The sequence below is a fragment of the Pseudarthrobacter sp. 05T312 genome (assembly GCF_056396685.1).
The window spans coordinates 129247-144395 of sequence record NZ_JBFTLY010000001.1 but is presented as its reverse complement, the minus strand read 5'-3'; the positions used below and the strand labels follow the sequence as shown (position 1 = coordinate 144395).

Below are 15149 nucleotides of genomic sequence, written 5' to 3'. Positions count from 1 at the left end.
ATGGCCAACACAGCCACAGAACGCGACGCCAAGGCACCAGCCGGTGACGGGCTGGACCGGCAGCTTCTGATGGGCCGTCCGCACCAGCGCCACGGAGGGTTGTGGCTCACGGCGGCAATCGTCCTGTTCGCCATCTTCCTGGTGGGCTACTCCCTCGTCACCAATCCGCGCTTCGAGTGGAACGTGGTCTTCGGCTGGTTCACCTCGGAGCGGCTGTTCACGGGCCTGCTGCGGACGCTGGGACTGACGGCCATCTCCATGGCCGTGGGAATCGTCGTCGGCGTCCTGCTGGCGTTGGCCAGGCTCGCGCCGAACGCCATCGTGGCAGGGACCGCCGCGTTCCTGGTGTGGCTCTTCCGCGGGGTGCCGGTCTTCGTCCAGCTCCTCTTCTGGGGTTTCATCGCCGCCATCTACCCGCGGATTGCGGTGGGCGTGCCGTTCGGGCCCGAGTTCTTCTCGGTGGATGCCAACGTGCTGATCACCCCGTTCATGGCGGCAATCCTCGGGCTGGGCCTGAATGAAGGCGCATACATGTCCGAGATCGTCCGGGCAGGCCTGTTGAGCGTCCACCGCGGACAGACCGAAGCGGCCACGGCCCTGGGCATGCGGCGGTTCGCCATCCTGTCCCGGGTAGTGCTGCCCCAGGCCATGAAGATCATCATCCCGCCAACGGGCAACCAGACCATCTCCATGCTGAAGACCACCTCCCTGGTGAGCGTCCTGGCCTTCCCCGAGCTGCTCTACTCCGCGCAGCTGGTCTACAGCGCCAACTTCAAAACCATTCCGCTGCTCATCGCCGCCAGTATGTGGTACCTGCTGGTCACCAGCATTTTGAGCCTGGGGCAGTACTTCATTGAGCGGCACTTCAACCGGGGCGGCATCACCGCGGGACGCAGCACCCGGCGCACCCGCAAAGCCAAAGCAGTGAACTCCCGCACCGCACTCCAGGAGGTCCAGCCATGACCGAGATAATGATCGAGGCCCAGGGCGTCACCAAGAGCTTCGGGGACTTCGAAGTCCTCAAGGGCATCGACCTCACCATCCCCAAGGGCAGCGTCACCTGCATCATCGGGCCGTCCGGGTCCGGCAAGTCCACGTTCCTCCGCTGCATCAACCAGCTGGAAACGCTCGACGGCGGGTACATCCTTGTGGAGGGACAGCCGGTTGGGGTGAAGGTCAGGAAAGGCCGGCTGCACGCGCAGAACAATGCCGAGGCGGCGAAGATGCGCGAGAACATCGGCATGGTGTTCCAGAGCTTCAACCTCTTTCCCCACATGACGGTGCTGGAGAACATCTGCGAGGCACCGGTCAGGGTGAAGAAGGAGAGCCGGAAGGCCGTCCAGGACCGGGCAAAGATCCTCCTGGAGCGGGTGGGCCTGTCCGAGAAAGCGCACTCCTACCCGGCGTCCCTCTCCGGCGGCCAGCAGCAGCGCGTGGCCATCGCCAGGGCCCTGGCCATGGAGCCGCGGCTGATGCTGTTCGATGAACCCACATCGGCCCTGGACCCGGAGCTCGTGGGCGAGGTGCTGGACGTGATGCGCACGCTCGCGGACGGCGGCATGACCATGATCGTGGTCACCCACGAGATCGGCTTCGCCCGGGAAGTGGGCGACCATCTCATCTTCATGGACGGCGGCGGCATCGTGGAGCAGGGCGACCCGCGGGCCGTGCTGCGCGAACCCCGGCACGAACGCACCAAACAATTTCTGGCGAAAGTAATTTAGACCTTCACATTGGAGCAGGACCCTTGAGAAACAAATGGATTGTCAGCATTGATGACTACCGCCGGGCTTCCCGGAAGCAGCTGCCGAAGATGATCTCGGATTATCTGGAGGGCGGTGCGCTGGATGAGACCACCATGCGCGCCAACGAAGACCGGTTTGATGCCCTGATGCTTCGCCAGCGGTCCATGGTGGACCTCCGCGGCCTGACCACCTCCACCACCGTGCTGGGCCATTCCCTGGCGATGCCGCTGATGGTGGCGCCCATGGGCATGCTCACCATCTTCCATCCGGGGTCTGACCCGGCCGTGGCCCGGGCTGCGGTCCGGGCGGGGTCCATCTTCATCCACAGCGCCTGGGCAGGCTGCTCGCTGGAGGAGGTGGCCAAGGTGGCGCCGGACAACCTGTGGGCGCAGATCGCGTTCTGGAAGGACCCGGCGGAGACGGCCAGCTACATCAGCCGGGCACGGGCCGTGGGCGTGGAGACGCTGGTGGTGGCGGGCGACGTCGGGTCCTCCAGCAAGCGCGAACGGGACCTTCACCACGGGCTGTCCATGCCGCCGCGCCCGCCGGTGGCGGACTACTTCAACGCCGCCACCCGCCCGTCCTGGCTGTGGCGCTGGCTCACCGGCCGGAAGATGACCTACGGGAACTACCAGATCAACGGCCGGCCGCTGCGCATGGATGAGATGAACAACTGGATGGCATCCAACAAGAACCCGGGCGCCAACTGGGAGGACTTCGCCAGGCTCCGTTCCGAGTGGAAGGGGAACCTGGTGATCAAGGGCATCATGGACGCCGAGGACGCGGCCCGGGCCGTGGAGGAAGGCGCGGACGGCATCTTCGTCTCCAACCACGGCGGCCGGCAGTTCGACTCCCAGCCCGCCACCATCGACGTCCTGCCGTCCATCGTGGACGCGGTGGGCGGCCGTGCGGAGATCTACCTCGACGGCGGCATCCGCCGCGGGCACGACATCGTCAAGGCCGTGGCACTGGGAGCCAAGGCGGCACTCGCGGGACGGCCGTTCGCGTACGCCCTTGCCACCGGCGGGGAGCCGGCGGTGGACCGGGTGTTCGGGATCCTGCAGGAAGAGTTCAAGGGCGCCATGGGCTTCGTGGGGAAGTCCTCGGTTGCGGACCTGGACAGCAGCATCTTCGCGGGGCAGGCACAGTCGGCGCCTACTGAGAGTGTGCTGATTTAGTCCCCGCTGCACGGAAAGTGCCCGCCCCGTTCATTCGGCGGCGGGCAATTTTCGTGTGGTGCGTTTGGAGTACGACGGCGGCCGGGCAACTGCTGATGACGAACACGCTAGCCACTGACTCGCAGAGTATTTTTCGCTAATTCAGGTCCGGCCCGCGTCTGGCAATATGCGCAGCGCTAACGGGCTCGAGCATCGAAAAGGAACATACGCAGCAAGAGCAGACCCGCGCGTCGAGGGTGATGGTGGGCGTCGCTACACAGAGGCACTAACCGAAGGCCCCGGCTAGCAGCATCAATTGATGAGGTAGAGGTCCTCCGGCGTGGCCGAAGCAGCGGGTGTCTTTACGAATGGCAGGGCGCTCACCACGGCTTTAATACCAATCGCTGGCAGCAACACCGCCGCAGCGGTCACTGACAGCGCGGTGAATCCAACCAACTCCAGCGTTTCTCTTTTAGGCAAACGACGCCGGCGGCGTCCACCGTCTAGGAGTTCCATCATGATGCGAGGGTAGGACCCGTCAGAGGTGATTTCACCGGTATCAGCTACCTGACTTTGGAACCCTGCGCTACTTGCCAGCCCGGGCGTTACCGTGAATGGTGGGAAGGCAGTCCGGTGGAGGGGCTTGGCGCAGAGCACACGCGGATGAGCCAGAAATCACATGTGTCGCTTCCTGCCAATTATCTGATCGGCATGGTGAGCCACTCCAGCGGTGCAACGATTCCCGGCAAACGGCTCGTGATCAAGCGTGACGCGACCGGACGAATTGATGACATCACTATTGAGGACGTGGCGTAATGGCACTTTAGCCCGTTCATCCTTCGCACCAAATTCTTGTGACAGTTGGATGACCAGGTAGTCAAGAGGAGATCTCTGGTTTTCCAGAATCTTCTTCACCGCCGCCCTTACTCCCGCCGGGCTCTTGTTAGTAAGCGACCTCTCATGGACCTTTTCAAGATCATCCAATTGGCTCGTTGACGCATCAAGAAGTTCTCGTGCATCGTCCAGACGTGTCGTAGTCCCCCACCTAGTTCCCGGTTCCGGTGCATACCACCATATGGGCTGCCCCGATAGTGGTACCGGCCAAATAAGGCCGGCAATGGGACAGCGAAAAGCCCCACCGATCGGTCAGGTCTCAAACTGGAGAATCAGGCAGGGCTCTTCGCGGATCCCTGTGCATGCATCGACTGCGGTCAGCTAAATCCGGCGATCAGGGTGCCATTAGCTGGAGTGCCTAGCGCCCACAAGATGCCTACCCCTGCTCCAGGACTGGAACCACTGCGGGTTATTGAACAGAAAGGATGACGCCGCCACACGGTGAAGTCCCAGCCCAAGGAGCACCGCAACCACTGCTATGAACCACGGCGTTGCCGCCTCAAAGTGACCGGTGATTTCAAGGTCGAGTAGCTCTATGGCGCAGGCCATCAGCACGACGAAGAAAGTGTGCGAGACATACACAGGCAATGTCAGCGTGCCCAGCCGACGGAGGGGTTGCACATGCTGCAGAACCACAGCAGCCAGCAGCCCACCGACCGCGCCAAGAATCTGGATGACGAAAAGGCGGCCAAAGAATCCGCCGGACGCCTCTAGTAGACGGTTGACGACCAGCCACGCCGTAAAACCGGCAAGCCCAGCGATCCAGGACACCCGGGAGACGGCGGCGATCACCTGGCCCTTTAGCAGTATCCCGGCCATGAAAAACACGAAGTACATCGGGAACGCGCCAAGCCCGGGGCCCAGTAGGCGCAGCATGTTTTCGCCAAGTGCGGGCTGGGCAATGGCGGACCATCCCAGTGATAGGCCAGCGGAAGCGACCAGAATTACCCAAGCAGGCACCTTCTGGAGCAGTTTTGCCCCCACGAAGAAGACAACCAGGGCCCACAGAAACCACAACTCGGCGTTGGGCCGCACTGGAGACGCGACCATGCGCACCAGATGGGCCATCAAACTTGAGTCCTCTTGGCCGGGCAGCATAAGCCCTGCCAAGTATTTGTAGGCGAACATCACCGGCTGCCAGAGCAGGAAAACCCACACCAGAAGGGCAAGCTTGCCGTTCACAAGGGCCTTCCAGGGGACAGCAATCCACTTCCCGGCGAACAGCCCGGACATCAAGAAGAACAGGGGCATTCTGACACCCACTGCCGCCCCGTTGAAGGCCTCAATAAGTGGCGTCGGCTCAACGCCGACATAGCCTGTCCAGTCAGTGGCATGGACCATAACGACTAGAAAGATTGAGATGCCCTTCGCGGCATCGACCCACCCCACACGAGAGCTAATGCTTGTCCCCAATGTTCCCCCAAGGAATGTTCATGATTGCGCCTTATTCTACCGGGCAGTTAAATCCGATTATGCACCAGGCAGGCACCGTGGACGGCTACCGGTACCCGTCCACGATTGCAGCGGCGATCTTTTTATACGCACGCCGCGTCTCCGGCTTCAGCACATCCAGGGTCACCAAGTCACCGTCGGCAACGCCCCGGTCGTGTGGCACCGCAATCAGTTCACGGCAGATCCCGGCCAGGTGCTCTTCGATAGCGTCCTTGTCCACGCGGGAGGACACCTCGTCCTTATCCGTAATCACCACAATGGCATTGCGGGCCAGATCCGCGTAGCCGTGGCTGGCCAGCCAGTGCAGGGTACTGCGGGCGCGTTTGGCGCCGGACACCGCATAGCCGGCAGCGATGACCAAGTTGTCCGCCGACTGCAGGATCCCGCTCATCGCGTTGTGGGTTACGCCGGTGCCGCAGTCCGTCAGCGCCACAGAGTAGTAGCTGGAGATGAGACTCCGAATCCGCAGATATTCCTCTGCCGTCAGTGAGTCCGAGACCTCCGGGTCCTGCTCCCCCGCTATGAGGTGCAGCCGGCCGGCGTGATGCATGTACCGGGCCAGGGCTGTGAGCGAGTCGATGGACTCGATGTTTGCCAGCAGGTCGGAAATGGTCCGAGGGGAAGACTGCTGGTAGATACCCTCACCCAGGGCCCGCTCCACCAGGTCACCGGAGTCCGGGTTGGCGTCTATGGCGCAGGGCGCATCCCCACGGTATTCGGCCAGGGTCAGGCCCACGCCTACCGTGGTGGAGGTCTTGCCGATGCCGCCCTTGAGGCTCAGGATCGCCGTGTTGTAGCTGCCTTGGAGCTGGCGCGAGATGCGGCGGGCCAGCTCGTCCTCATGGCGCTGCCTGGGGCCGGGCCCCAGGTTCCAGGCGCCGCCGGTTAAATTGTAGAGAGCGCCGCGGATACCGCCAGTGGGGCGCGGCTTTTGCTCTTTCACGAACAGGCCGGGCGAACTGATGAAGTCCGGCAAGGGACTCTCAGCGATGGCGTCAGCTACGGTGGGCCGGCTGCGGCGGAAGGCCGGTGTCCCGGTTGGCGCGTCCGGCGCCGGGCCGGGAGCTCGGGCGACTGCCTCATCGGGCGCGGAAACTGGCGGCAAGGGCGCGGCGGGGATGGGACCCGGCAACGACTGAGCCGGCGCTGGCGCCGCAGCACTATGAGGGGTAGCAACTGACGGTGCACGGGACGGCTTGATGGCGTCGGCGGCGGCCGCTGCTTCTGCCCAGGAAGATCGGCCTGCCGCCGGCTTTCCGGCGTCGTTGGAACTGGACGTTTCGGGGGTTACGGCTGGCATGGTTCCTGTCCAGGCGCCCTGCTCCGAGCCGTCGGCACGACGAAGTTCGCGGCGTCGGCGCGGTTGCGGCTGCCCTGCATCGTGTGCTTGGGCGCCTGGGTTCTGATCCGACGGATTTGGCATGTCTGTCCCCCGGACGTTTTCGGCAAATGGTTTGCGGCTACTTCAGTCAGCAAGTCTAGGCGGTCCGGTGCGCGGCGCCTGCCACCGTCCTCTGCTCAGTGGCGAATGAGCGCAACGCAAACCACAGTTGCGGTGAGCATCAAAAGAACGGTAAGGACTGTGAAGCCCACCCACCTGGGAAGGCCCTTATAAGGGTTGATATCAACGTAAGGCATGTTCAGCGCCGACTGTCGCGGGGCGCCTGGCTCACTGAGATTCGGAATACGCGCCGCTTGAGCCGCACCATCTGGTAAAAAACAAAAAACGGTACCAGTAGTGTGCCCGATAGAACGCAAAGCGCTAGAACATAGTCAGACAAAGCCACAGTAATCTCCATCGGTCATAAGCTTCCTTACTGCTTACGACCTAAGCATGTGACAGATCGATTGACAAGTCACGTCATGATGACGTTACAGACTAAGGTAGCGCCTAGTGCCGAGACTCTGCTCACAAGCATTCATGCAAACAGGCCTCCTCCTCGTGCCCAAACTCGAAGCGAAACCAACGTTATGAGTGTGAGATGCGGAGCAAAAATTCATCGCTACCGGATTTCCTGCGGATTCCGCCCGGTCTCCTGAAGACGCTTGATGAACCAACGCGACTGCTCCGGGCCGTAGGGCAGCACGGGGATGGCTTTTGTAGCGTCGTTTGGGGTATCGCGGATCGACTGTCGGGCCTGGCGCAGAGCGGTTGTCATAGTGTCGGCCATTGTCTTTACGAATTGGTCGCTACACGGCTTTCCGTGTCCTGGTATCAGGAACTCATAGCGGTGGCGCAGCGCGGAAATGTGCCGGAGCACGTCAGCCCATTCCTCGGGATATGAGTTCTCGAAGGAGGGGTGGGCTCCCTGTTCGACCAGATCGCCGACGTAGAGGGTGGTTGGCGTTCCAACTAAAAGATCCCCATCCGTGTGACCGCGACCCAGGTAGAACAACGTTGCGATAGTGCCACCGAGGTCAACAAGGACAGGCTGATCCCTGACGATGGCGTTGGGAACCACAAGCTCAACGTTTTCACCGATCCCAGCGGACATTTGAGGCTCAAGCACTCGCACATGCCGGCGCTGCAGGTCGCCGCGCTGACCGATATGGTTGGCACAGTTTTCATGGGCCCAAAATTCAGTGACACCGGCTTCAGCGAAAACGGCGTTCCCAAAGAAATGATCGAAGTGGGCGTGGGTATTGACGACAACCAGCGGCAGGGCAGTCTTCTCCCTCACCTCATCCAGGATCTCGCGCCCCTGGCGTGGCCCACAGCCGGTGTCGACCACCATCGCACGATCAGCACCGACTATAAGGCCTGTATTTAGAAGCGAGGCCTCTGTGGTCAATACGTAGTTGTTCGCGCCGACTTCCAGCCATTCCGCCATTGTCTTTCGGTTCCTTCGCAGAGCATTGTGCCTTCATCTTGGTCCCAGATTGTACTCCCAGCTTTAGAGGCTCTGGAGCCGAAGCGCAGACACGGCGGCTGTTGCTACCGGGCCCTTCTTGACAAGGACGTGCATACCTAGACTGCCGCGTCGATCGGTCGGGGCCATTCACCCAACTTCTGAAGAGCAAAACCCTTCCCGTCGCAAGACTAGACAGTCGGCCGCCCGTCCCCGGTCAGCGAGTTCGATGCCCCGAGCGTGGCCACGCGACTCAGTGCGCTATTGACACATGAGTGTGCTCCAGCGACCCAAACCTCGGCGACGATGAAATCGACATTTATCGCCGGGTACTATGGACGAGACCGCACGACTGATGCTGTTCTGGGGAGGGCTATTGCGCTGCCTCCGGCAATGTATATAGGGGGACCCTGGCTTGGACCTACGCGACTATCTACGCGTTTTGCGCCGCAACTGGATGGCTATTGTGGCCCTTACGCTTATCGGCATACTATGCGGCGGCCTAGCCTCCGCCTTGGCAAAGCCGACATACACCGCTGAGACTCAACTTTTTGTTGCCATTCAAAGTTCGGGTTCTGTTCAGGAACTTCAACAAGGTAATAACTTCAGTCAGGCTCGTGTGCAGTCCTATGTAAAAACAGTAGCTAGCCCCGTGGTTCTACAACCGGCGATTGATAGCCTGGGTCTCACCCAATCCGCCGAAGAACTCGCTAAGAACGTTGAGGCAAGCACTGATCTAAACACTGTTCTGATCAACATCAAGGTCTCAGACGGATCCCCAGTTCAAGCGGCAGCGATTGCTCAAGCAGTATCTAACAGCTTGGTCAACGCTGTGGAAACGCTGGAAAAGCCGGCTGCGGGAGGAACCTCTCCCGTGCGCCTTTCCGTGATCAAGCCCGCCGCCGCCCCGACTTCCCCCGCTACGCCGAATACACGCCTGAACTTAATTTTGGGACTTGTCATTGGTCTTACTGCTGGGCTTGCAGCCGCCGTTCTCCGCACCACACTTGATAACCGTATTCGGGGAGAGGCGGACCTGCGACGGGTTACCGATGCACCGCTTCTGGGAGGGATCGCCTTTGACCCCGATGCAAACAAGAAGCCCCTACTAACACAGGTTCCGACACAGAGCTCCAGGGCAGAATCATTCCGGCAGCTTCGTACTAATCTTCAATTCGCAAACGTATCTCGGCACGCTAAGACCGTTCTTGTTACTTCATCCCTGCCTGGTGAAGGAAAGAGCACAACTGCAACCAACCTAGCTATCGCTTTGACTCAGGCTGGACAATCCGTGTGCCTAATTGACGCTGACCTTCGTCGTCCAATGGTCAATCAGTATTTGGGCCTAGAGCGGAATGCTGGTCTAACCACTGCGCTGGTGGGTTCTGCAGACGTTGAGGATCTGTTGGAACCGTGGGGTGAAGATAACTTGTTCGTTCTGACATCGGGTGAAATTCCACCAAACCCCAGTGAACTTCTCGGTTCGGAAGCGATGAAGCAATTGCTCGAAAGACTCGAAAGTACTTTTGACACGGTCGTCATCGACGCTCCGCCACTTCTACCAGTGACAGATGCAGCCGTGCTCGCCCAGTATGTCGGTGGCGTTGTCGTTGTTGTGGGTTCCAAAAAACTGCGCCATCAGGACCTCGAGAAGACGATCACTTCTCTGCAGATGGTGGGCGCCAAGATTCTTGGAGTTGTGATGAATCGGCTTCCAGTGAAGGGTCCGGATGCATACTCCTACAGCTACTACGGCCACAGTGAAAGCCCGGCAGAAAATCCAGCAATAAACGGTGGCAGAAAGCGAAAATCCGCAACTGACGGTAGCAGGCGTTCTTGGGAGAGCCTGGCCTTTGACGAAGCAAGTACCGTTGTTTCCGACAGCCGTCAGCCTAGCCGCTTTCCAGGTTTGCCAGTTGATGGTCCTTAGTCGTTGGACCAGCAGCTCCTAAGGCCCGCGGAACCCTCTTCGGCAGCCGTGTGAACAGACTTTCAAAGCTGAGCCTTCCAGAGTTTTCCCTTCCACCGGCAGGCGACCACGAAGTTTGGACCAACTCAAAGCCGCGGTACACCTGCAAATATCCTTTGAACCCCCGCCGGGCAATACGAAGTACCACTGCGGATCTGAAAGGACCCTTGGCGTGATTCGACCAGGCGATCTCGACCTTTCTCATGATGCGAAATTCTGTGTTTTTGGCACTGTCACCTGAACTCGGGCAATAGCCTCACTTACTGTCAGAGACCTGGGAGGCGGCCTTAGAGTAGATAGCCCAAAGATGGGAAATCCCATAATCCTCCCTGCATTTAAGCGCTTCTAATTCGAATTTTTTAGTACGAATGGATATAAAATGAAAAACCTCGTTGTGATCGGACAAGGATATGTTGGCCTCCCCCTTGCCCAGGGTGCCGTCCGAGCAGGTATGAACGTTATCGGGCTGGATCTGAGTTCAAGCATCGTCGACAATCTCAATGCCGGTCAGTCCCACATCGATGATCTGCCTCATGACGAGATTAGCGAAATGCTGGAGGCTGGCTATCGGGCTTCTACAGATCCCACTGTGATTCGTGACGCTGAAGTAGTCGTGATATGCGTGCCAACGCCGTTGGGGGAGGCCGGCAGCCCAGATTTAAAAGCTGTGATTGCAGCCACAGAGTCAATCGCTAAGTTCATGACAACCGGAACGCTGGTGGTACTCGAATCGACGACTTACCCTGGCACCACTCAAGAGCTCTGCCAGCCAATTCTTGAAGGTAGCACGAGACACGTAGACGAGGACTTTTATCTTGCTTTCTCGCCCGAACGGATAGATCCTGGGAACAAGAAATTTGGGCTAAAGAATACCCCGAAAGTTGTCGGCGGTGTCTCAATAAAGTCGACGGAAGCTGCGGTGGAGTTCTACAGCAAGTTTGTGGACACCGTGGTCCCTACGAAAAGCGCCCGCGAAGCAGAAACGGCAAAGCTTCTCGAAAACACCTATCGCCATATTAATATTGCATTAGTTAACGAAATGTCAAAGTTCTGTCATGAGTTGAATATCGATCTGTGGGATGTAATCGCTGCTGCTAAGTCAAAGCCCTTTGGGTTTCAGGCCTTCTACCCCGGCCCGGGTGTCGGCGGCCACTGTATTCCGATCGACCCAAATTACCTAAGCTACCAAGTGCGTCGAGCGCTCGGGTACCCCTTCCGGTTTGTCGAGCTGGCTGAGGAAATCAATAACTCGATGCCGCGCTACGTAGGAGATCGGGTCCAGTCCCTTTTGAATGATGCCGGCAAGCCCCTCAAGGGCTCCAAAGTCCTGCTTCTTGGTGTTACCTACAAGGCCAACATCTCGGACCAAAGAGAGTCTCCGGCTGTAGATGTTGCAGAAGTGCTCCTTCAGCGAGGAGCCGAAATCCTCTTTCACGATCCAATGGTCCAAACATGGTCTGTCTCCGGGACCTCGTACGAGGTCGCGGATGATATCCACGCAGCAGTACTGGATGCTGACGTCGTAGTTCTTCTCCAAAACCATGACTTTTATGATGTCGACGTCCTGAGCGAAAAGGCTGAGATATTTTTTGACACACGAGGTGCTTCGTCGACGGCTTCAGCCCACCGGCTTTAGGACGTGTGAGGAGTGGCCTAGCAAGTCGCTCATGAGTTTGGAGAGACTCAACGCAGGACTTCTGGCGTGGAGCCCTCAGCTTACCGACGGCGGCCCGGTGGCCGGCACGATCAACAATAGCCTCGACGACCACTTGTCGGTCGATGATAAAGGCAGGCTCGTGCCGGCACCTCACTGCCTGGGGTCCGAGGTGGGCGACCGCTGCGAAGGAGAACTAGGTGTGCAAGATGCGCGATGCAACCTTGTCAGGCACAAATCACCATGTCATGAGAATTCGAGTCCTCGAGTACAGAGCAGTGAGTGGAGCTCAATCGGCAGCGACGAAATAGAGTCCGCCAGCGCCATATCCCTCGGTCCCCAGCGGGCTTGATTGTTGCCACGCGCTAAGTTCGGCGGTCAGGTGAAGGTAGTAATCGATAGAAGGACGGGACGTAGCACGGCCACGGCCCCCGCTGCATAGTGAATTGCGTAATTGGATGCTTGGGGGCCAGTCGATCTTGCCTTTCGGGACGGTGATATTGCCGGTGGGGGCCAGTAGCCACAGGTGTGGGGGCTACTGGCCCCCACCGGCATTTTCTTATTTCGTCATGTGGCGTCTTCACACATGTTGTGGTTGTCGGTATCGACCCGGATGGCGTTGTGGACAACGCGGTCCATGAACGCATTTGGCGTTCTGCGTGCAGACGACGGTGGAAGCTGTGTCGTATCGCCGCTCGAGCAGTTCCAGCAGCATGCTGCGCATGCTCTCGAAAAGCTATTGGTCGATCACAAGCAGGGTCTAGTCCGCGTACTGCATCAGGAACTTCGTTGCCCCCAAGGTTTGTCCTTCGCCAGCGCCCAAGCTTCCTCAAGGTTGCGCATGCGGACGTAATGGGCCCGGATGCGGTACCGGCAGGCCGACTTGGCCAAGGTGCACCCCCACATACGACTTCCTGGACCCGGTGAATCCCTCGCTCCCAGAAGGTATAAGGGGATATATCCGATTGGCCTTATCCACGGGGAATACTAAGGGAAACCGATCGGTTGAAAGCCTGCTCGGAAAAACTCTCTCTCAGCACATTGAAAGCTCTCACACTCGCCCTTTCAAGTTCCTCCGGCAACGCCTGGGCTACAGCCTCCACCAGTTCGATCGATGAAGCTGCCACTCTCAGGGCAGCAGCAGCTGGAATTCCCTCCATACCAGACGGAGTGCTGACAACTGGTAGTCCCCTGCTCATCATTGTTAGGGTCTTTAGCTTGACCCCCGCCCCAGCCCAAATTGGTACAACACCAGCAGCAGCATTTTCAAATACTTCGTCGAGCTCCGCCACGAAGCCCAAGTATTCAACGACGTCAAAGCGTTCAAGTATGGCAATTTGCTCAGGTGAGGCCCCAGCACCCACGACACAGAGCTTCATGTTGTGAGACCGCAAGGTGTCTCCGGCCTCCCGAAGTAGGCGAAGCAGACCATCCCAATTCGGTGGATAAGCAAAAGTGCTCATCCAGACAATTTTCCGCGACCCAGCATTGAATGAGCGTGGATTGGTAGATGGGAGTCGAATAGAAGATCTGATGACTGCATCTGCGGTCCGATGAAACGTTCGTTCAAGCCTCAACGACTCCTCTGGTGCTGTCACCCAAACTGCATCGCACAAACGCAGGACACGCCGTTCCCAGACGTAGCTCAGCGCGCTATTGAGTAGGAACTTGAAACGCTGCCTCGGATCCCGCAAGTTAACGACGCTGTTCAGGCAGAAGGCGGTAAAAACGTTAGCCTTATCCCAAACAACATGTTGGTCCGTGAAATGCTTGGCGTAAACTCCCGCAGCTTCGCCTATAAGAACAATCAGGTCATATACTTCCGCCGATTTAGCCAAATAGGATTCCATTTCGCTACTATACGGGCTGAAGAACAAGGGCGGCGTAACGGAACCGATTCCCTTTACGAGTCTGCTCGCGCGACTGGGCAGGTCCGATGCCCGACTAATGCCACTCAGGGCGAAAACCCTTGTTTGCGCCAAAGGGAGCGCACTTCGGAAGCCTTCAATATCAGAAGGCGTCGTGTCCCTGCGCTCAACGGTAAGCGCAGTGAGTCGGCCCTTCGTCGATAGAGCCTGAAGCATCATTAGCACTCGCAAGGCATCCCCATGGTTCTGGGGATATGGGAGAAAAGTCGTGACAGCGAGTATTTTCAAGAGATTCCAGCTAACGTTTGATGCGGACAAATGCGGCTAGGCTAAACTGCGAGATCGAAAAAACAGCAGGCCGCACTTAAGGGTAAACGAGAAACCAACAGCGGCAGCAGCACCGACAACTCCCCACATGATGGCAAAGCTAGGGATGGCAATCAGCATGACTGCTGCTGTAATGACGCCATTGAGGGCCACAAACTTCTCTAGTCCTTGGCCTTGGAGCACGCTTCCGAGTGGAGACGAGAGAGTCACAAAAGGTAAAGCCAACAGAGAGACACCCAGGACAGGCGCAGCCGCCAGGAAATCCGGACCAAAAAGTATTGTCACTATTGGCGCGGCGAAGAAGGTAGTCGGCACAAGCAGTAAAAGCATTGAAAGAAAGGCCAGTGTCAACCTGTTCACGAGGCTACGCGCCTCGACCGCATTTAGGCGAGCCGAGTGCGGCATCAGGATTGCAGTAAGAGTTTGGGGGACCAGTTGCAGCGGATTGACTACTTTAGATGCAGCCGAATAAATGGCCGCACCTGTGATAGAGGTGACAGCCGCAACCAAGGAAGTGTCAATATATCGAGCATGGGCCGAAAGATTGCCAATGAAATAGGGCCAAGATTCCGTGGCAATTCGACGCAGTGAGTGCCGCCCACTTCTTCTAACCTTCAAGCGCCCACGTAGAAGTCTGTCGACATTCAAAACGGACAGAAATACGACAACGAGGTAGGCCGCGGAGTATACAAGAATTGTATCATTGTGAAGCCAAACAGCGGTAGCAGTTCCAAGAAATGGGATTAGACGCCTTAATAGAATTGAAAAATTAGGTATTGACTTGTTACCATCCGCAATAAAAACACTCAGCGCGGTTTCAATCTTCTTTTCAAGGGCAAGAGCGCACACAAGAATGACAGTCCATAACGGCACTTGATTGAACAAATAACCGATATAGAACGAAGTCGTCGATATCGCGGCCAAGAGATATGTCGAAATCGCATTTAATCTAAGGCCTGCGGAGACTTGTTCATGCAAATTCAGCGCACGCGACTTTGGGATCAAAGTTGACATGCCTAAATCAAAAAACGTCAAGATGAGAACCGAAACCGATGTCAGTACCGCTAATAGGCCGAAGTCCTCCAAACTCGCTGACCGGGCCAGCAGGACTAGATTGGCGGCTTGCAAGACGCTCGACATACCGCGCGCTAGTAGCATGGCCAAAAATTGCTGCTTCAATCGCTCAGGTTCCTGCCCGAGTTAGGCTCCCAGTGGACACAGAAAGCAGGATGGG

General features: G+C 58.2%; 12 protein-coding genes and 1 pseudogene. 6 read left to right on the top strand and 7 right to left on the bottom strand.

What is annotated here, in order from left to right; genetic code table 11:
- Genes AC1DIP_RS00740 through AC1DIP_RS00730 form a run of 3 tightly spaced genes read left to right on the top strand, consistent with a single transcriptional unit; the run spans position 1 to position 2923 of the window.
- Complete coding sequence (locus AC1DIP_RS00740) at positions 1-963, top strand: amino acid ABC transporter permease (protein ID WP_477732490.1); 963 nt, start codon at positions 1-3, stop codon at positions 961-963.
- Entirely contained in the window at positions 960-1724 is a 765-nt protein-coding gene (locus AC1DIP_RS00735) for an amino acid ABC transporter ATP-binding protein (protein WP_477732489.1), read from the top strand. Before AC1DIP_RS00740 ends, AC1DIP_RS00735 begins: the two co-directional genes overlap by 4 nt.
- A 23-nt stretch (positions 1725-1747) precedes the next feature.
- Complete coding sequence (locus AC1DIP_RS00730) at positions 1748-2923, top strand: alpha-hydroxy acid oxidase (RefSeq protein WP_477732488.1); 1176 nt, start codon at positions 1748-1750, stop codon at positions 2921-2923.
- 291 nt (positions 2924-3214) lie between these two features.
- On the opposite strand, the gene AC1DIP_RS00725 is transcribed toward AC1DIP_RS00730, so the two are convergent.
- Positions 3215-3421 (bottom strand): hypothetical protein, encoded by a 207-nt coding sequence (locus AC1DIP_RS00725; RefSeq protein WP_307359282.1) that lies wholly within the window; start codon positions 3419-3421, stop codon positions 3215-3217.
- A gap of 144 nt (positions 3422-3565) precedes the next feature.
- Here AC1DIP_RS00725 and AC1DIP_RS00720 point away from each other — a divergent pair, with 144 nt between their 5' ends.
- Positions 3566-3718: a hypothetical protein gene (locus tag AC1DIP_RS00720; RefSeq protein WP_477732487.1), complete on the top strand. Its 153-nt coding sequence runs from the start codon at positions 3566-3568 to the stop codon at positions 3716-3718.
- 423 nt (positions 3719-4141) lie between these two features.
- Here the strand turns inward: AC1DIP_RS00720 and AC1DIP_RS00715 are convergent, their stop codons facing one another.
- From AC1DIP_RS00715 to AC1DIP_RS00705, 3 genes are all read right to left on the bottom strand, one after another.
- The gene (locus tag AC1DIP_RS00715; protein ID WP_307359286.1) at positions 4142-5185 is read right to left on the bottom strand and encodes an acyltransferase family protein; all 1044 of its coding nucleotides are present in this window, start codon (positions 5183-5185) and stop codon (positions 4142-4144) included.
- Positions 5186-5294: 109 nt separating this feature from the next.
- On the bottom strand, positions 5295-6548 hold the full coding sequence (locus AC1DIP_RS00710; protein ID WP_307359288.1) for a MinD/ParA family ATP-binding protein: 1254 nt from the start codon (positions 6546-6548) through the stop codon (positions 5295-5297).
- A 703-nt stretch (positions 6549-7251) separates the two neighbouring features.
- Positions 7252-8079: an MBL fold metallo-hydrolase gene (locus AC1DIP_RS00705; RefSeq protein ID WP_477732486.1), complete on the bottom strand. Its 828-nt coding sequence runs from the start codon at positions 8077-8079 to the stop codon at positions 7252-7254.
- A gap of 433 nt (positions 8080-8512) precedes the next feature.
- Here AC1DIP_RS00705 and AC1DIP_RS00700 point away from each other — a divergent pair, with 433 nt between their 5' ends.
- Positions 8513-10027, top strand: a complete 1515-nt coding sequence (locus tag AC1DIP_RS00700) for a tyrosine-protein kinase domain-containing protein (RefSeq protein ID WP_307359293.1) — start codon at positions 8513-8515, stop codon at positions 10025-10027.
- A 418-nt stretch (positions 10028-10445) separates the two neighbouring features.
- Complete coding sequence (locus tag AC1DIP_RS00695) at positions 10446-11702, top strand: nucleotide sugar dehydrogenase (protein WP_307359296.1); 1257 nt, start codon at positions 10446-10448, stop codon at positions 11700-11702.
- Positions 11703-12287: 585 nt separating this feature from the next.
- On the opposite strand, the pseudogene AC1DIP_RS00690 reads toward AC1DIP_RS00695, so the two are convergent.
- The 3 genes and pseudogenes from AC1DIP_RS00690 to AC1DIP_RS00680 all read right to left on the bottom strand — a co-directional run.
- Positions 12288-12654: pseudogene (locus AC1DIP_RS00690) on the bottom strand (ATP-binding protein); the annotation flags it as partial.
- 37 nt (positions 12655-12691) lie between these two features.
- Entirely contained in the window at positions 12692-13570 is an 879-nt protein-coding gene (locus AC1DIP_RS00685; RefSeq protein ID WP_307359299.1) for a glycosyltransferase family 4 protein, read from the bottom strand.
- Positions 13571-13912: 342 nt separating this feature from the next.
- Positions 13913-15094, bottom strand: a complete 1182-nt coding sequence (locus tag AC1DIP_RS00680) for an oligosaccharide flippase family protein (RefSeq protein WP_477732485.1) — start codon at positions 15092-15094, stop codon at positions 13913-13915.
- Between the last annotated feature and the right edge of the window lie 55 nt (positions 15095-15149).

Bases quoted from the DNA above. Each gene is read 5' to 3' on its own strand.
- AC1DIP_RS00720 (WP_477732487.1), top strand. From the start codon at position 3,566: ATGAGCCAGAAATCACATGTGTCGCTTCCTGCCAATTATCTGATCGGC.
- AC1DIP_RS00710 (WP_307359288.1), bottom strand. From the start codon at position 6,548: ATGCCAGCCGTAACCCCCGAAACGTCCAGTTCCAACGACGCCGGAAAG.
- AC1DIP_RS00685 (WP_307359299.1), bottom strand. From the start codon at position 13,570: ATGGAATCCTATTTGGCTAAATCGGCGGAAGTATATGACCTGATTGTT.
- AC1DIP_RS00725 (WP_307359282.1), bottom strand. From the start codon at position 3,421: ATGATGGAACTCCTAGACGGTGGACGCCGCCGGCGTCGTTTGCCTAAA.
- AC1DIP_RS00705 (WP_477732486.1), bottom strand. From the start codon at position 8,079: ATGGCGGAATGGCTGGAAGTCGGCGCGAACAACTACGTATTGACCACA.
- AC1DIP_RS00735 (WP_477732489.1), top strand. From the start codon at position 960: ATGACCGAGATAATGATCGAGGCCCAGGGCGTCACCAAGAGCTTCGGG.
- AC1DIP_RS00740 (WP_477732490.1), top strand. From the start codon at position 1: ATGGCCAACACAGCCACAGAACGCGACGCCAAGGCACCAGCCGGTGAC.
- AC1DIP_RS00695 (WP_307359296.1), top strand. From the start codon at position 10,446: ATGAAAAACCTCGTTGTGATCGGACAAGGATATGTTGGCCTCCCCCTT.